We start from the raw sequence: 16,779 nt of genomic DNA on the forward strand, positions 1-16,779 counted from the left end.
TGATAGTATGGAAGCTAAAAGATTAATGTTTTTAGGAACAGCATCTTCTGTAGGCAAGAGTACATTAGCAGCAGCTTTTTGTAGATATTATAAAAGAAAAGGATATAATGTTGCTCCTTTTAAGGCTTTAAATATTTCTTTAAATTCTTTTGTTACTAAAGAAGGAGATGAAATAGGAAGGGCACAGGTTGTTCAAGCAGAAGCTTGTGAAATAGAACCTAAGGAATATATGAATCCAATTTTAATGAAGCCAAGTGCAAACAATAAAACACAAGTTATTGTTAGAGGTAAAGTTTACTGTACAATGGATGCCTATAAGTATAAGGACTTAAATAAGTATTTAAAGGGTGTTGCAAAGGAAGCCTTTGATGATATATCTAAGGACTATGATTTTATAGTTTTAGAGGGGTCTGGAAGCTGCGCAGAAATAAATTTAAGAGAAACTGATATAGCAAATATGGAAATGGCTAAGGTTTCTAATTCACCTGTAATATTGGTTGCGGATATTGATAGAGGTGGGGTATTTGCTTCAATAGTTGGGACCATAATGCTTTTACCTCCAGAAGAGAGGGCTTTAATTAAAGGCGTAATAATTAATAAGTTTAGGGGAAAAAAAGAATTCTTTAAACCTGCAATGAAACAAATTGAAGAGCTTATAAATATTCCTGTATTAGGAGTAATGCCTTATTTTGAATTGAATATTGAGGATGAGGATGGGGTTACAGAAAAGATATCTAATAAAAGGGGAAAAGGTATTGATGTGGTGGTTATAAGATTACCTCATATGTCCAACTTTACTGATTTTAATGTCTTAAGAGCAATGAATGGTATTAACATAAGATATATAAATTCTCCAAAAGAGATTGAAAATGCTAAAATGATTATAATTCCAGGAAGTAAAAATACAATTGAAGATTTAAATTTTATAAAGGAAACTGGATTTCATGAAATTATCCTGGAAAAAGCCAAAAGTGGTACTATAATATTTGGAATCTGTGGTGGATATCAGATATTAGGAAAAGAGATTAAAGATCCTCTAGGGGTAGAGGGGAATCCTAGAGAGGTAAAAGGGTTAGGATTATTAGATTTAGCTACTACTTTTAATGGGAAGAAGAAGACTAGACAGGTTAAAGCAAAGAATAATGAAGGATTAGTTGTTAGGGGTTATGAAATCCATAATGGAGTAAGTGAATGCTTAGATGATAAATCTATATGGATAGAGGGAGAAGTTGGGGACGTTTTAGGCATGAAGAGTGGAAATGTATATGGAACATATCTTCATGGAATATTTGAAGAAGAGGACTTTGCCTATACCTTTATAAATAAATATGTTAGCCAACTTGAATGCCATGAAAAAGTTAGTTATAAAGAATACAAGATGAATGAGTATGATAAGTTGTGTGATATTTTGGAAGAGAATATAGATATGGACCTTGTTAATTCTATAATTAATGGTGATTAGTTTATGTGGAACTGCTTAGGCAGTTTCTTTTTTCTTTATTAAGTCATTTATAATATTTCTGCATATTATATTTTGAGGAATTTCTATAAAAAAGGATGAAAGAGATGAGTACAAAGAAAAAGTTTGAAGAGGTATCTATAGAATGCATTTTAAAGATTAGTTATGACATTTGGGATAGAAGTATCGAAGAATATAAGAAAACTATGAATGAGTGCAATAATGTAACCTATAAAGATGCCATGAAGTATAGATACTATCACTCTAAGTTAACTGGAGATATTGCTTTAAAGTTATATAGGAAGTATATTATTAATAAAGACCATAGGGATGAAAGAATATTATACTTATCAGCTCTTACTCATGATATAAAGAAAATAGATAAAAAACATAGTCAGGCAGGTGCTGATTGGATAAGAAATAATATAGGTGACTTTTTTGAAATATCAGATGATGACATAGAAAAAGTAGCTTTATTAGTAAGGTATCATAAATCATCAGTAAAAAAGATAGAACACATACAAGATAAAAACATATTAGACTTAATCTTGATTCTTCAAATTGCAGATTCTCTTAGTAAATTTAGAGAAAAATCTGTTTATAAAGAGATAGACCATGATAAATTAAAGAAGAAACTAATAGAAGTTATTGAAAGCTTCAATAAATAGGAAGAGAGGTAGGTATTATGGAAAAAGGATTGCTAATTAAGGTATTGGGTAAAGCTGATGCAGTTAGGCTTGAAGATCAAATTTATAACCTTAGGGATATTACCAATAAAGTTAGATATGGCTTAATGGGAAATATGAGTATATTCGATGATAACTTTATAGCTGATGTAGTAAAGGAGTTAGAAGGAATAAATGAGGTGATTAAAGAGATAAAAATAAATGTTGAAGATCCTAATAAGATTGGATATACAAATAGCAGAGAATACTTAAAAAAGTATTTAGAGAGTATATCTCATAATATTATAGAGCTTATAAAGAATCTAAATCCTTTCAATGAAAAATTAGTAATTATGCATAATAATCTACTTTGTGATTGTGTACTGAAATATTAATAAAGAGAGTATTAACGTCTTAAATTCGTTAATACTCTCTTTCAATTTAAAGTCAATTGTATTTAACTTCCTTGACGCAACGCTAAAATCCTATAGGTAGATTTTTTAAAAATTCTTTATGTAATTATATATTTATTTAACAATAATGGAATAGTTTTTATTATATTGCAATGTATATATACCTTAGCAAATCAAATAATAAGTGTTATAAAAGATATTAGTTTAAGGTGGAAATTATGAAGAAAAAAATCTCTATAATATTTATATTAGTATTAACAGTATTATTTGGATGGAATTATTATAATACTATAAAAGGAAAAAGCATGGTTGGAGCTGAGGTGACTCCAAATGATGATATCTCTGAGGTGAATATAGAACATAGTAATAGGAAAGAAGAAGTCGTAGAATATATTCAATTACAATCTAATGAGGTGAATATACCAATATTAATGTATCACTCAATTTCTGATGCTGATTCAAATAATAATTTATTAATGCCACCATCAATGTTTAAAGAGCAAATGATATGGTTAAAATCTAATAATTTTACAGCTATGACATTAGGCGAAGCTGTTACATCAATGGAAACAGGAAAGGTACCTAAGAGACCTGTGATACTTACCTTTGATGATGGATATGTAGACAACTACACAGTTGCTTATCCAATATTAAAAGAAAGTGGGTTAAAGGGAACGTTTTTTATAATTACTAGCATGATAGATACTAGTACATCATATATGAATTCTGATATGTTAAAGGAAATGAGTAATAATGGGATGAGTATAGAAAATCATACACACCATCATTTTGATTTACCAACTGGAAGCATTGAAAATCAAAAAGCAACAATTAAAAAAGGACAAGAGATATTAAAAGAAAAGGTTGGAGTAGAAAGCAAATTCTTATGCTATCCAACGGGAAAGTATACAAAAGATACGATAAGTGTTCTTGATAATCTTGGAGTTAAGGCTGCTGTTACAACTAAAGGTGGAATAGCTCATATTGGAAATGGTTTATATGAATTAAGAAGAGTTAGAATGTCTCCTATGAATATAGAAGCATTTTCATCAATATTTACAAGCTATATGAACTAGTATTAAATAGTTAGCTGTGTCAAAAACGGTTTTGATGCAGCTAATTTTTATGTGATAAAATAAGATTAAGGTGGTGGTACAAATTGGATAGAGAAGAAATGAGGGCGGTTTATCTAAAGGAAAGAAGAGAAGAATTAAAAAATAAGTCATTTACTTTAATCTCAAATAATTGCAACGGATGTTTTATACTTCATGATTTAGGACTTAAATTTAATACGCCAACTGTAAATCTTTATTTTTCTATGGAAGACTTTATTAAGTTTTTAGAAAGGTTAGATTATTATCTTGCATTAGAGTTAGAAGAAGTAGAATGGACTAAATATCCCATTGGAAAATTAGGGGATATAAAGATAAATTTTATGCATTATGAGAATTTCCAGTTAGCAAAAGAAAAGTGGGACGAAAGAAAGAAGAGAATTGATAAAAATAATTTATACATATTAGCAACAGAAAAAGATGGGTGTACATATGAACTTATAAAAAGATTTGATAACTTACCTTATAAGAATAAGGTAATGTTAACACATAAGTCATATGATGAAATTAAATCTACATATTATATAAAAGGTTTTGAAAGTAGACATTCTCTTGGATTTGTTTTTGAATATAAGGGAGAAAATACATATTTAAAGTATTACGATGATTTTGATTATGTGGAGTGGTTTAATAATGGAGTATATTGATTTATCTTATGAAATAGAAAATAATATGGCGGTGTATCCAGGAGATGAAGAAGTATCTATTGAATTTACTAAAAAATATGATAATGATGGGTATACATATTCTGTTTTAAAATCTGGTATGCATGTTGGAACTCATTTAGACTGTCCAATGCACCTAACAGATAGTAGTAAATATATAAGTGAATATCCCTTAGAGAATTTTATGGGAGAAGGGGTTATTATAGATGTTAGAGGAAAAGAATTAATAACATTAGAAAAAGAGTATGAGGATTTATTAAATGAAAAGGAAATTGTAATCCTATTTACTGGATATGAGAAATACTATGGAACTAATAAGTATTATGAAAGTCATCCTGTAATAGATGAAGAACTAGTAGAGCTTTTTATAAATAAGAAAATAAAAATGGTTGGATTTGATATGCCATCTCCAGATAGATATCCTTTTACTATACATAAAAAATTACTTAATAATAGAATCTTTATTCTTGAAAACTTATGCAATTTAGAAAGGTTAGCTGGGGAAGAGGATTTTAAAGTAATTGCATTTCCATTAAAGATAAAGGGGGAGGGAAGTATGGTAAGAGCTGTGGCTATAAAATAACGTTAGTAAGTAAAAATATATACTATTATTTACATTGACATTTATTACTTTTGGTGTTATTCTTAACGAAAAGAAAAACCTTTAATTTGGTCCAGCGAGATCAATAAGGAAGTATTATAATTGCCAAGATTAATTAGGATTATTATGCCTTCCTTATCATTAAGGAAGGCTTTTTTATTATATAATAATAACCTTTAATTTTAACTCAGAGAAGTTAAGAAGGAGTGATAGACATGATAAACAAACACTTAATTGACCCTATGGATTTATCCCTAGAGGAATTAGACGAAATTTTTGAATTAGCACATCAAATTATCCAAGATCCTAAGAAATTCTCAAAGGTTTGCGATGGGAAAATCTTAGCAACTCTATTTTATGAGCCTAGTACAAGAACAAGATTTAGCTTTGAAGCAGCTATGATGAGACTAGGTGGTAAAATCTTAGGTTTTTCAGAACCAAATTCTACTTCAGCATCTAAAGGAGAAACTCTTGCAGATACAATAAAGATTGTATCAATATATACAGACATAATTGCTATGAGACATCCAAAGGAAGGAGCTGCAAGGGTTGCAAGTAAATTCTCAAGTGTTCCAGTTATAAATGCAGGGGATGGAGGCCATCAACATCCAACTCAAACTCTTACAGACCTTTTAACAATTGAGTTCTTAAAGCATGGCTTAAAAGGGCATACAGTAGGTATATGCGGAGATTTAAAGTATGGAAGAACAGTTCATTCATTAATAAAGGCTATGTCTAGATATGAAGGAACAAAGTTCATCTTAATCTCACCAAAGGAACTTAAGATTCCTGATTACATAAGAGATGAATTTATAGAGAAGAAGAATATAGAGTTTAAAGAAGTAGAGAGATTAGATGATGTAATAGATGAACTTGATATACTTTATATGACGAGAATTCAAAGAGAGAGATTTTTCAATGAAGAAGAGTATTTAAGACTTAAGGATAGTTATATTCTAGATGTTGAAAAAATGAAGTCTGCAAAAAAAGATATGATAGTAATGCATCCATTACCAAGAGTTAATGAAATAGCTATGGAAATAGACGAAGATGAAAGAGCTGCATACTTTAAACAAGCTGAGTATGGAATGTATGTAAGAATGGCACTTATGTGCAAGCTTTTGGGGGTGGCGTAGATGTTGGAAATAACAAGCATTAAAAATGGATTGGTTATAGATCATATTGAAGCTGGAATGGGAGTTAAAATATTTAACTACCTACATTTAGATAAGACAGATTACAGAGTAGCTTTAATCATAAACGCAGAAAGTAAAAACTTGGGGAAAAAAGATATAATAAAAATAGAAAAGGATAATTGTGAAGATATAGATTATACAGTACTTGGACTTTTATCACCAAGTATTACAATAAATGAAGTTAAGGATGAAAGAATTGTAAGAAAGGTAAGGCCTGAACTTCCAGAGAAGGTTGAAAATATTTTAATCTGTAATAATCCAAGATGCATAACTGTGGATGAAAAATATGTGCCACATTCTTTCATATTAATGGATAGAGAAAAAGGTACATATAGATGTGAATATTGTGATCACATAACTAAGTTATCAGAAGTTTAATGTGTAGGAAGAGAGGTGTTATAGATGAATATTTTAATAAAGAATGCTAAGATTGTTGATTGTGTACAAAACTTTATTGGAGATGTTTTAGTTGAAGGTGGCAGAATAAAAGAAGTAGCAAAATCAATCAATAAAGAAGGTGTAGAAGTAGTTGATGCAAAAGGACTAACTCTAATGCCTACCTTTATTGACACTCATGCACATTTTAGGGAGCCGGGTTTAACTTGGAAAGAAGATATAGAAACAGGTTCAAAAGCAGCAGTTAAGGGTGGGTTTACAGGAGTTTGCTTGATGGCAAATACAAAACCTATATGCTCTTCAAATGAGGTTCTTGAAGAGGTAAGAAGAAGGGGAAAAGAAGTTGGACTTGCTGATTTACATCAATGTTTATCTATAACAAAGAATTTTGATGGAAAAACTCTAGAGCACTTAGATGAATTAAAGGATGATAAGGAAATAAAAGCAATATCTGATGATGGAGTAGGAGTTGGAAACGGGAAAGTAATGCATGATGCTTTATTAAAAGCTAAGGAATACGGTTGGGTTGTTATGTCTCATGCAGAAACATCTGAATTCTCTAGTATGGATATGAGAGTTGCTGAAAATATGATGACTTGGAGAGATGTAGAGCTATGTAAACTAACAGGTGGAAGACTTCATATGTGTCATGTTTCTACTAAGGAATCTATGGAATATATAATAAATGCCAAGCTTTTAGGTGCTAATGTAACTTGTGAAGTTACACCTCATCATATAGCTTTAACTAGAGATGTTAATGATTATAGAGTAAATCCTCCTATAAGAGAAAAAGAGGATGTAGCTTATTTAATAAATGCAATAAAGACTGGTATGGTTGACTGTATAGGAACAGACCATGCACCTCATACAGAAGAAGAGAAGAAGAAGGGTTCACCAGGAATGGTAGGATTAGAAACAGCATTTTCTATATGCTACACTACTTTAGTAAAAGAAAATGGACTATCACTAAATAAACTTAGTGAAATAATGTCTAAAAATCCGTCAGAAATATTAGGAATGAATAAAGGAACACTAGGAATTGGAAGAGATGGAGATTTAGTACTTGTAGATTTAGATAAGAAAGTTAAAATAGATAGTGAGTCATTTGCATCAAAGGGGCACAATACTCCATTTAATGGAATGGAATATTACGGAGAAGTTCAAATGACAATTAAGGGCGGAAAAATAGTTTATAAAAAATAGGAGGATACTATTATGAATATTATGGACAAAATTTATAAAAGAGTTGAAGAAAGAGGAGTTGTCTGTTTAGGATTAGATACAGCATTAGATTATATTCCAGAATTCTTAAAAGAAGGAATGAATAATGAGGATGCTATAGTTGAATTTAATAAGAGAATTATAGATGAAACTTTAGATGTTGTTGCTTGTTATAAAGTTCAAATAGCTTATTATGAAGCTTTAGGATTATCAGGAATGAGAGCTTATAGAAGAACTTTAGAGTACTTAAGAGAAAAGGATGCAATAATAATTGCTGACATTAAGAGAGGAGATATAGCTGCAACTGCAAAGATGTATGCTAAAGGACACTTTGAAGGAGATTTCGAAGCTGATTTTGTTACATTAAGTCCATACATGGGATTAGATAGTATTGAACCATACATGCCATATATTGAAACAGGAAAGAAAGGAATATTCTGTTTAGTAAGAACTTCAAACCCAGGAGCTGCAGATATTGAATTCTTAGACACTGCATCAGGAGACAAGGTTTATCATGTAGTTGGAGATAGGCTAATGAAAATGGGAAAAGAACTTACTGCTGAATGTGGATATCACCCACTAGGAGGAGTAATAGGGTGTACTCATGTAGAAGAAGGAAAAGAGTTAAGAAAGAGATTTAACTCAATGTTCTTCTTAATACCAGGATATGGTGCTCAAGGTGGTAAAGCAGAAGATGTTGCTATGTATTTAAACAATGGAAATGGTGGAGTTGTAAATTCATCAAGGGGAATACTTTTAGCTTATAAGAAGGATAACAGACCAGAAACTGATTTTGCATTAAGTGCTAGAGAAGAAGCTATAAGAATGAGAGATGAAATAAGAGCAGCAGTTAATAATTTATAAAATATAAATTAGGGGGAGAAGAAATGAGCATGACTTATAGGAAAGCCAAGGTTCTTTCAAATGAAAAGATAGTTGATGGAATTTATAAGATGGTTTGTGAAGATAAGAATGAGATAAAGCCAGGACAATTTTATATGTTAAAGTTAGATGGACAAACACTTTTACCAAGACCTATTAGTATTTGTGAGAAAAATGGCGATGAAATTACATTTCTTTATGCAGTAGTAGGTAAGGGGACAGAAGAGTTTTCTAAATTAAGATCTGGTGAAGAGATAAGTCTTACAGGACCTTTAGGAAATGGCTTTAACTTAGATGGAGACTTAGGAAAAGTAGCAATAGTTGCAGGTGGAATAGGAACTGCCCCTATGGTTGAAGTTTCAAAGAAGTTAAGAGAAAAGAATCCTAACGGAATTATAGATATATATGCAGGGTTTAGAGACGAAGTTTATTTAATAGAGAATCTTTCAAAGTATGGTAATAAGGTAGAGGTTTCCACTAATACAGGGAAACATGGACATAAGGGATTTGTAACTGAGATTTTAAAGGTTGAAGATTATGATACAGTGTTATGCTGCGGCCCAGAAGTTATGATGAAGGCAGTAGTTAATATGTGTAAAGAAAAAGGGGTTAAAGTATATGTTTCTATGGAAAAGCATATGGCTTGTGGCGTAGGAGCATGTTTAGTTTGTACATGTAAGACAAAAGATGGACACAAGAGAACTTGTAAAGATGGTCCAGTCTTTGATGGATATTATGTAGAACTATAAGGGGGATGAAGTATGTTAAAGGTTAATATAAATGGAGTAGAATTTAAAAATCCTGTTATAGCGGCTTCAGGAACCTTTGGTTTTGGTGCAGAATATAACAACTTTTACAATGTAGGGATTTTAGGAGGAGTATCATCTAAAGGTCTTACAATAAATCCCAAGGAGGGTAACACTGGAATAAGAGTTTATGAAACTCCATCAGGAATGATGAATTCAGTAGGGTTACAAAATCCCGGAATAGAAGGGTTTATAAATAAGGAACTTCCAGAGATGGAGAAGCTAGGGACTAATATTATTGCTAATGTTGGTGGAGGATGCTTTGAAGACTATGCAGAGGCTATAGAGAAGTTAAATAACACATCAGTTCAAATGATAGAACTTAACATTTCATGTCCAAATGTTAAATGTGGAGGCATGGCTTATGGAATTAAAGCTGATGTAGCTCATGATTTTGTAAAAGAAATAAAGAAATTATGTAAAAAGCCTCTTATGGTTAAATTATCACCAAATGCAGAAAATATAGTTGAAATGGCATTAAAGTGTGAAGAAGCAGGGGCAGATTCTTTAAGTTTAATAAATACATTAAAGGGACTTGCCGTTGATATATATAAAAGAAAGCCAGTCTTTGATAATGTTTATGCAGGGGTTTCAGGACCAGCTGTTAAGCCAGTAGCATTAAGAATGGTACATGAGGTATCAAAGGCAGTAAGCATACCAGTAATAGGCTTAGGTGGAATTACTACAGGTAAGGATGCCATTGAGTTTATGATGGCTGGTGCTAGTGCAGTACAAATAGGTACAGTTAACTTTATGAATCCAATGGCAGGTAAAGAGATAATTGAAGAGATAGAAGGATTCTGTAGAGAACAAGGAATAAAAGATATTAATGAGATTGTGGGAATATTGTAGGGGAATAAAGGTAGTATGGTTTAAATTACTACAAGATTTTTACCTAGATAATTCACTTAAAATATTAATTTGAAATTTGGAGGATCAATATGCAAGCTTATAAAAAAGAGTTTATTGAATTTATGATAGAATGTGGAGTTTTAACTTTTGGTGATTTTGTAACTAAGAGTGGAAGAAAGACACCTTTCTTTGTTAACACAGGAAACTATAAGACAGGAAGCCAACTTAAGAGACTTGGTGAATATTATGCAAAGGCTATAAAAGAAAACTTTGGAGATGATTATAACATAGTATTTGGACCTGCTTATAAGGGAATTCCACTAAGTGTAACAGTTACAATGGCATTAAGTGATTTATATGGAATAGATGTAAGTTATTGTTCAAACAGAAAAGAAGTTAAGGATCATGGAGATACTGGAATTCTTTTAGGAAGTAAGTTAAATGACGGAGATAAAGTTTTAATAGTTGAAGATGTTACTACATCAGGTAAATCAATTTATGAGACAATGCCAATATTAAAAGAACAAGCTGATGTAAATGCAGTTGGACTTATGATTTCTGTAAATAGAATGGAAAAAGGACAAGGAGAAAAATCTGCATTAGTTGAATTACAAGAAAAGTATGGATTTAAGGCTTGTGCTATAGTTACTATGGAAGAAGTTATTGAATACCTATATAATAGAGAAGTAAATGGAAAAGTAATTATTAATGATGAGATAAAAGCTAGAATAGATGCTTATTATGAGCAATATGGAGCTAAATAAGAAGTGAGATAAAATAGATAAAAAAGATTTGTAAGAAACTACTTTTGTAGTTTCTTTTTATTTTACTTAAAAGGATTATATTGACATTTTGTGTTGAATAAGTATATCATATATATGAAGTCATATGACTGACGGAAGTGGAGTATACCACATGAAGTATGACTAAGATAATATGCCGACCGTCTGGGCAATAAGCTCAGATTGTTGGCTTTTTTTATTCTAAATCATTAATTAAGGCAAAATGAGCTTATATATGTTTTAGGAGGTTTAACATGTTTAAAGAATGGGATGGATTTAAAACAGGTACATGGCAACAAGGAATAGACGTAAGAAATTTTATTCAAAAAAATTATAAGGTTTATGAAGGCAATGAGAGTTTTTTAGTGGGAGTAACTGAAAAGACTAAGAAAGTATGGAATGAATGTGAAGAGCTTATAATTAAAGAAATGAAAGAGGGAATAATTGATGTTGCAACTGATAGAGTATCGGGAATAGATAATTATGAACCTGGATACATAGACAAGAATAATGAAGTTATAATAGGGCTTCAGACAGATGCTCCTTTAAAGAGAATTGTAAATCCTTTTGGTGGAATAAGAATGGTGCATCAAAGTCTTAAGGAATATGGATATGAACTTAATCCAGAAATAGATAAACATTTTTCACTATATAGAAAAACACATAATGAAGGAGTATTTGATTGTTATACAGATGAAATAAGAGCTGCAAGACATGCAGGACTTTTAACAGGATTACCAGATGCTTATGGACGAGGAAGAATAATAGGTGATTATAGAAGAATTGCGCTTTATGGTATTGATTATTTAATGGAAGAAAAGAAAAAAGATTTAAAAGAGCTTCAGGGAGATATGCTTGATGAACTTGTAAGAAAGAGAGAAGAGGTTTCAGAACAAATAAGAGCTTTAAATAAAATTAAAAGTATGGCATCAAAATACGGATGCGATATATCTAAGCCTGCATCTAATGCTAAAGAAGCAGTACAAGCTGTATATTTTGGATATTTAGCAGGAGTTAAAGAAAATAATGGAGCTGCTACATCTCTTGGTAGAACATCAACATTTTTAGATATATTTATAGAAAGAGACTTAGAGAGAGGGCTATTAACAGAAAAAGAAGCTCAAGAGTTAATTGATCAATTTATTATAAAACTAAGGTTGGTTAGACACTTAAGAACTCCTGAATATAATGAACTATTTGCTGGAGACCCTACATGGGTTACGGAATCAATTGGAGGTATTGGTGTTAATGGTAAACCATTAGTTACTAAAAATTCTTTTAGATATCTTAATACCTTAATTAATTTAGGACCAGCACCAGAACCAAATTTAACTGTTTTATGGTCTCAAAATTTACCAGAAAATTTTAAAAAGTACTGTGCTAAAATCTCAATTGCCACAGATGCTATTCAATATGAGAATGACGATGTTATGAGACCAGTATATGGAGATGATTATGCAATAGCTTGCTGTGTATCAGCAATGAAGGTTGGTAAGCAGATGCAGTTCTTTGGAGCTAGGTGTAATGTGGCAAAATCATTATTATATGCTATAAATGGTGGCATAGATGAGATAAAAGGAACAAAAGTAGTTCCAGGTATAGAAAAAATAGAAGATGAAATATTAGATTTTGATAAGGTTAAGAAAAACTATTATAAAGTATTAGAGTATGTAGCAAAGCTTTATGTAGATACAATGAATATAATTCATAATATGCATGATAAATATGCCTATGAATCAGGACAAATGGCTCTTCATGATACAGATGTAGAGAGATTAATGGCTTTTGGTATTGCAGGACTTTCTGTTGCCATAGACTCTCTTTCTGCAATAAGGTATGGAAAGGTTAGACCAATAAGAAATGAAGAGGGAATAGCAATTGATTTCGAAACTGTTGGAGACTTTCCTATGTATGGGAATGACGATGATAGAGCAGATGATTTAGGAGTTGAACTAGTAAATAAGTTTATATCAGAGCTTAAGAAACATCCTTTATATAGAGGGGCAATTCATACATTATCTGCCTTAACTATAACATCAAATGTAATGTATGGTAAGAAGACAGGTACAACTCCTGATGGAAGAAAGAAGGGGGAACCATTAGCACCAGGAGCAAATCCAATGCATGGTAGAGATAAAAATGGTGCTTTGGCATCATTAAATTCAGTGGCTAAAATACCATATAGAGGGGTATGCCAAGATGGTGTGTCAAATACATTTTCTATTGTACCTGATGCATTAGGAAAAGATGAAGATACAAGGGAGAATAATTTAGTGTCTATATTAGATGGGTATTTTATTCAAGGGGCTCATCATTTAAATGTTAATGTATTAAATAGAGCAATGCTTGAGGATGCTATGGAAAATCCCGATAAATATCCAACACTTACTATAAGGGTGTCAGGCTATGCTGTAAACTTTAATAGATTAACTAGAGAGCAACAGCTTGAAGTAATAAGTAGAACTTTTCATGAAAGTTTATAATTAATATTTTGCTCCCATACCTATTTGTAGTGTAATATATAGGTATGGGATTTTTATAATACGGAGGATAAAATGATAAAAGGAAGAATTCATTCAATAGAATCAATGGGACTAGTAGATGGTCCAGGAATAAGAGTAGTTGTATTTTTTCAAGGGTGTTCGTTAAGATGTAAGTTTTGCCATAACCCAGATACTTGGAATTGTAATGGTGGAGATGAGTATACCCCTGAAGAATTAGTAAAGAAGATAGAAAGATTTAAACCTTACTTTAAGCAAAGTGGAGGAGGAGTAACCATTTCAGGTGGTGACCCATTAAGACAACCAGAATTCCTTATAGAAGTACTTAAGCTTTGTAAAGAAAAAGGAATACATACTTGTGTTGATACAGCAGGTTATGGTTTAGGAGAATATGATGAAATACTTAAGTATACTGATTTAGTATTATATGATGTGAAACATTTTACTAGAGAAGGCTATAAGAAGGTTACTGGTTTAGAAATAGACGAATCACTTAATTTCTTAGAAGCTATGCAAAGAAATAACACAAAGATGTGGATAAGACATGTTGTTGTTCCTGGATTAACAGATGGAGAGGAACATATAAAGGCATTAGGTGAATATATTAAAAATATCAAGAATGTAGAAAAGGTAGAGTTATTACCTTATCACTTACTTGGAGTAAATAAATATGAAAATTTAGGCATGGAGTATAGACTAGAAGGTATTCCTGCAATGGATAAAGAGATATGTAATAAGTATAAAGAATTACTTAATGAAGTAATTGGATAAAGAAAAAAACTTTGCGAAAGCAAAGTTTTTTTATAATTTAAGGTATTATTTCTCTGAATCTTCATCTATATCAATATCATCTAATCCTAAACTCTTAATATCTTCTTCAGATATTTCTTTTGGATCAAGTTCTTTAGGTACTTCAATTTGAGAATTTGCTTTATGTTCATCTTCTCTTCTTGCTTTTTGAAGTTTGCTTGGGTTAAAGAACATTGATATGCTTAAAAAAGTTCCTATTAAAATAGCTAATGGTAATAGCTTCATACCAAAGAAAAAATAAAATCCTATAGATAATACAGCATCTGTTAGTAAAGCTTTTATCATATTTTTAGTACTAAAATCCATAAATAAGTCCTCCCCACTAAATATATCTTTATTATACATAATTATAAAAAAATTTACAATTATATAAAGGAAATAAGTTAAATGTTTACATAGTTTTTAGAAATATTTTTGAGGTTATATAAATATATATAAACATGGATGGAGGAGATAGAATGAAAAAGTTTCTTTTAAAAACCTTTCTTGCATTTTCTCTTATTTTTATATTTTTATTCTCAATGACTATGGTATTAGAAAATAAGAATAAGAAGGCTCTTCAAAGTAAAGTTAAAGTAGAGTGCGAGATAATAGATGGTGAGATAATTATTCCACAAACACCAGATAAAGTAGCTGCAAACTATGAGTTTACTAAATTATACTTTTACAGTGGAATCGTATTAAGTCTTATTCTTCCTATATTATTCTATATTTATGGTGGAATTGGATTAATAAAGAGATGGAACTTTAGGTTTAAGATAGTTGAAGGTGGGATTCTTTTTATTGTTTATTACCTATTTAATATGATTTTAATGTTTCCTAAATCACTTTTTAGTTCTTTCTATAGAGGAAGACTTGTTGGATTAAGTAATTTAGGATTTTTAGATTTTCTTAAAGATTATATAGTAAGTGATTCTATAGATCTACTTATTTCACTCCCAATAGTAGCTATAATATATGTTATTTTTCTTAAGAGAAAAAGTTGGTATTTCTTATCAGCAGTAATACTAATAAGCGTATCTCTAGTAGGTAATTATATTTATCCATATTTTGATGAGGTCCAAAATGAATTAGTACCTATGGAGGATGGAGAATTAAAGAGTAAAATAATAGATTTATCAAAAGAAGCTGGAATAGAAAATTTAGATATAAAGGTTATTCCTAAAAGTGGTGAAACAAATAGTATGAATGCTTATATGACAGGAATTAATAATAGCAGAAGAATAGTATTTTGGGATACTACTTTAAATGGATTAAGTGAAAAAGAGGTATTATCAGTAGCAGCTCATGAGATGGGGCATTATAAATTAAACCATATTCAGAAATCAACAATAATATCTTCTTTATTGACACTAATGACATTAATGTTAGTTCATAATTTAATGAGAAGATTTTCTACTAAAGATTATAGAAAAATAGATAAAGTACCATATATATTATTTATGTTAAATGTAATTGGACTTTTATTTTCACCAATTGAAACAGCTTACTCTAGAAAAATGGAAGTAGAGGCTGATACCTTTGCAATGGAAATAACTAATGATGGATATACAAATGGAGCTTTAGAGCTTAAATTTATAGAAAGCAATTTAACTCCAGTTGATGTTGATCCAGTAATTAAATGGCTAGCTTATGATCATCCTACTTGTAGAGAAAGAATAGAACTAAGTAATGAGTTTATTAAATCTAATGGATAATGGGAAGCAAGAGGAAGCTTTGCCTTAGGCAAAGTTCCTTTACTATAGTTATATAAAAAAGAGAAATTGCAAAGCAATTTCTCTACTTAAATTAATTTGATAATTTTTTTGAAAAATATCCTCTTGGGATATATCCCTTCTTTAAGCCTTCTATAATTAACAAGTAAGTTGCTGCAGTATCAAATCTAGCATCATGATAGTCACCACTACCTTGGAATAACTCATCAGCCTTACTTGATATTTGGTCTTTTGTAATTCCTAAAAAATTAATTACTTCTTCAAGTTTTGGATTTTTATAATCTCCACTTGGTCTAAGAATTTTACATATATCTCTATAATATTGCATTGTGCAGAACATATTCTTTGGTTCATAGTCAATTCCCATAGCCTCAAGTTCTAATTTTAAGAATCTAACGTCAAAATTAACATTATGACCTATAACAAAATCAGCTTCACTAAAATCATTAATAAATTCTTCTGTTAAATCTTCAATATATTGACCATTAGATAAATCATAAAGTTTTTCTAAAGAAAACCCATGAACAGCTTCAGCAGCTGGATCCATTTCGTCAACAGTAAAGAAATAGTTTTTCCCTATTGTTTGTTGTGGTTTTGTTGAAGCATCTATTGTGATATAGCTTAATTGACAAATATGTCCTGGTTTAATGCTTGTTGTTTCAGTATCAAAAATTAATAACTTCATATTAGTTCCTCCTGTTGA

The 16,779-nt window shown here is 30.6% G+C and carries 18 protein-coding genes and 1 riboswitch; of the genes, 16 read left to right on the forward strand and 2 right to left on the reverse strand.

Features of this window, described 5'->3' with window-relative positions; all coding sequences use genetic code 11:
• Positions 1-7 precede the first annotated feature (7 nt).
• From I4V16_RS12745 to pflA, 15 genes are all read left to right on the forward strand, one after another.
• Complete coding sequence (locus tag I4V16_RS12745) at positions 8-1,462, forward strand: cobyric acid synthase (RefSeq protein ID WP_049179407.1); 1,455 nt, start codon at positions 8-10, stop codon at positions 1,460-1,462.
• Between the two features lie 104 nt (positions 1,463-1,566).
• Entirely contained in the window at positions 1,567-2,127 is a 561-nt protein-coding gene (locus I4V16_RS12750; RefSeq protein WP_049179406.1) for an HD domain-containing protein, read from the forward strand.
• A 17-nt stretch (positions 2,128-2,144) separates the two neighbouring features.
• The gene (locus I4V16_RS12755; protein WP_049179405.1) at positions 2,145-2,519 is read left to right on the forward strand and encodes a hypothetical protein; all 375 of its coding nucleotides are present in this window, start codon (positions 2,145-2,147) and stop codon (positions 2,517-2,519) included.
• A 236-nt stretch (positions 2,520-2,755) separates the two neighbouring features.
• Positions 2,756-3,613, forward strand: coding sequence for a polysaccharide deacetylase family protein (locus I4V16_RS12760; RefSeq protein ID WP_049179404.1), 858 nt, complete (start codon positions 2,756-2,758; stop codon positions 3,611-3,613).
• 83 nt (positions 3,614-3,696) lie between these two features.
• Entirely contained in the window at positions 3,697-4,296 is a 600-nt protein-coding gene (locus I4V16_RS12765; RefSeq protein WP_205686209.1) for a DUF1919 domain-containing protein, read from the forward strand.
• Complete coding sequence (locus tag I4V16_RS12770) at positions 4,283-4,897, forward strand: cyclase family protein (protein WP_207742758.1); 615 nt, start codon at positions 4,283-4,285, stop codon at positions 4,895-4,897. Before I4V16_RS12765 ends, I4V16_RS12770 begins: the two co-directional genes overlap by 14 nt.
• Before the next feature lie 233 nt (positions 4,898-5,130).
• The gene (gene pyrB / locus I4V16_RS12775) at positions 5,131-6,051 is read left to right on the forward strand and encodes an aspartate carbamoyltransferase (protein ID WP_049179402.1); all 921 of its coding nucleotides are present in this window, start codon (positions 5,131-5,133) and stop codon (positions 6,049-6,051) included.
• A complete protein-coding gene (locus I4V16_RS12780) occupies positions 6,052-6,489 on the forward strand; it encodes an aspartate carbamoyltransferase regulatory subunit (RefSeq protein ID WP_027098168.1) in 438 nt (145 codons plus the stop codon).
• A 24-nt stretch (positions 6,490-6,513) separates the two neighbouring features.
• Positions 6,514-7,710, forward strand: a complete 1,197-nt coding sequence (locus I4V16_RS12785) for a dihydroorotase (RefSeq protein WP_049179400.1) — start codon at positions 6,514-6,516, stop codon at positions 7,708-7,710.
• A 12-nt stretch (positions 7,711-7,722) separates the two neighbouring features.
• Positions 7,723-8,592 carry an orotidine-5'-phosphate decarboxylase gene (gene pyrF / locus I4V16_RS12790; protein WP_049179399.1) on the forward strand — a complete coding sequence of 290 codons (870 nt, stop codon included), beginning with the start codon at positions 7,723-7,725 and terminating at the stop codon, positions 8,590-8,592.
• 23 nt (positions 8,593-8,615) lie between these two features.
• Complete coding sequence (locus tag I4V16_RS12795) at positions 8,616-9,359, forward strand: dihydroorotate dehydrogenase electron transfer subunit (RefSeq protein WP_049179398.1); 744 nt, start codon at positions 8,616-8,618, stop codon at positions 9,357-9,359.
• A gap of 12 nt (positions 9,360-9,371) precedes the next feature.
• Positions 9,372-10,268 (forward strand): dihydroorotate dehydrogenase, encoded by an 897-nt coding sequence (locus I4V16_RS12800; RefSeq protein WP_111937420.1) that lies wholly within the window; start codon positions 9,372-9,374, stop codon positions 10,266-10,268.
• An 89-nt stretch (positions 10,269-10,357) separates the two neighbouring features.
• Complete coding sequence (gene pyrE, locus I4V16_RS12805; RefSeq protein ID WP_049179396.1) at positions 10,358-11,032, forward strand: orotate phosphoribosyltransferase; 675 nt, start codon at positions 10,358-10,360, stop codon at positions 11,030-11,032.
• Between the two features lie 114 nt (positions 11,033-11,146).
• A riboswitch (ZMP/ZTP riboswitch) is annotated at positions 11,147-11,228 on the forward strand.
• A gap of 76 nt (positions 11,229-11,304) precedes the next feature.
• Complete coding sequence (pflB, locus tag I4V16_RS12810) at positions 11,305-13,533, forward strand: formate C-acetyltransferase (RefSeq protein WP_111937421.1); 2,229 nt, start codon at positions 11,305-11,307, stop codon at positions 13,531-13,533.
• Positions 13,534-13,605: 72 nt separating this feature from the next.
• Positions 13,606-14,322 (forward strand): pyruvate formate-lyase-activating protein, encoded by a 717-nt coding sequence (gene pflA, locus I4V16_RS12815; protein ID WP_049179394.1) that lies wholly within the window; start codon positions 13,606-13,608, stop codon positions 14,320-14,322.
• Between the two features lie 45 nt (positions 14,323-14,367).
• Here pflA and I4V16_RS12820 read toward each other — a convergent pair whose 3' ends face one another.
• Complete coding sequence (locus I4V16_RS12820; RefSeq protein WP_111937422.1) at positions 14,368-14,667, reverse strand: hypothetical protein; 300 nt, start codon at positions 14,665-14,667, stop codon at positions 14,368-14,370.
• A gap of 152 nt (positions 14,668-14,819) precedes the next feature.
• Here I4V16_RS12820 and I4V16_RS12825 point away from each other — a divergent pair, with 152 nt between their 5' ends.
• A complete protein-coding gene (locus I4V16_RS12825; RefSeq protein ID WP_161954394.1) occupies positions 14,820-16,058 on the forward strand; it encodes a M48 family metallopeptidase in 1,239 nt (412 codons plus the stop codon).
• Between the two features lie 91 nt (positions 16,059-16,149).
• Here the strand turns inward: I4V16_RS12825 and I4V16_RS12830 are convergent, their stop codons facing one another.
• Positions 16,150-16,761: a 3'-5' exonuclease gene (locus I4V16_RS12830; RefSeq protein ID WP_111937424.1), complete on the reverse strand. Its 612-nt coding sequence runs from the start codon at positions 16,759-16,761 to the stop codon at positions 16,150-16,152.
• Positions 16,762-16,779: the final 18 nt, after the last annotated feature.

The organism is Clostridium sp. 1001283B150210_160208_E6, from assembly GCF_015669365.1.
GTDB lineage: Bacteria > Bacillota > Clostridia > Clostridiales > Clostridiaceae > Clostridium > Clostridium paraputrificum.

Bases quoted from the DNA above. Each gene is read 5' to 3' on its own strand.
- I4V16_RS12745 (WP_049179407.1), top strand. From the start codon at position 8: ATGGAAGCTAAAAGATTAATGTTTTTAGGAACAGCATCTTCTGTAGGC.
- I4V16_RS12750 (WP_049179406.1), top strand. From the start codon at position 1,567: ATGAGTACAAAGAAAAAGTTTGAAGAGGTATCTATAGAATGCATTTTA.
- I4V16_RS12755 (WP_049179405.1), top strand. From the start codon at position 2,145: ATGGAAAAAGGATTGCTAATTAAGGTATTGGGTAAAGCTGATGCAGTT.
- I4V16_RS12760 (WP_049179404.1), top strand. From the start codon at position 2,756: ATGAAGAAAAAAATCTCTATAATATTTATATTAGTATTAACAGTATTA.
- I4V16_RS12770 (WP_207742758.1), top strand. From the start codon at position 4,283: ATGGAGTATATTGATTTATCTTATGAAATAGAAAATAATATGGCGGTG.
- pyrB (WP_049179402.1), top strand. From the start codon at position 5,131: ATGATAAACAAACACTTAATTGACCCTATGGATTTATCCCTAGAGGAA.
- I4V16_RS12780 (WP_027098168.1), top strand. From the start codon at position 6,052: ATGTTGGAAATAACAAGCATTAAAAATGGATTGGTTATAGATCATATT.
- I4V16_RS12785 (WP_049179400.1), top strand. From the start codon at position 6,514: ATGAATATTTTAATAAAGAATGCTAAGATTGTTGATTGTGTACAAAAC.
- pyrF (WP_049179399.1), top strand. From the start codon at position 7,723: ATGAATATTATGGACAAAATTTATAAAAGAGTTGAAGAAAGAGGAGTT.
- I4V16_RS12795 (WP_049179398.1), top strand. From the start codon at position 8,616: ATGAGCATGACTTATAGGAAAGCCAAGGTTCTTTCAAATGAAAAGATA.
- I4V16_RS12800 (WP_111937420.1), top strand. From the start codon at position 9,372: ATGTTAAAGGTTAATATAAATGGAGTAGAATTTAAAAATCCTGTTATA.
- pyrE (WP_049179396.1), top strand. From the start codon at position 10,358: ATGCAAGCTTATAAAAAAGAGTTTATTGAATTTATGATAGAATGTGGA.
- pflB (WP_111937421.1), top strand. From the start codon at position 11,305: ATGTTTAAAGAATGGGATGGATTTAAAACAGGTACATGGCAACAAGGA.
- pflA (WP_049179394.1), top strand. From the start codon at position 13,606: ATGATAAAAGGAAGAATTCATTCAATAGAATCAATGGGACTAGTAGAT.
- I4V16_RS12820 (WP_111937422.1), bottom strand. From the start codon at position 14,667: ATGGATTTTAGTACTAAAAATATGATAAAAGCTTTACTAACAGATGCT.
- I4V16_RS12825 (WP_161954394.1), top strand. From the start codon at position 14,820: ATGAAAAAGTTTCTTTTAAAAACCTTTCTTGCATTTTCTCTTATTTTT.
- I4V16_RS12830 (WP_111937424.1), bottom strand. From the start codon at position 16,761: ATGAAGTTATTAATTTTTGATACTGAAACAACAAGCATTAAACCAGGA.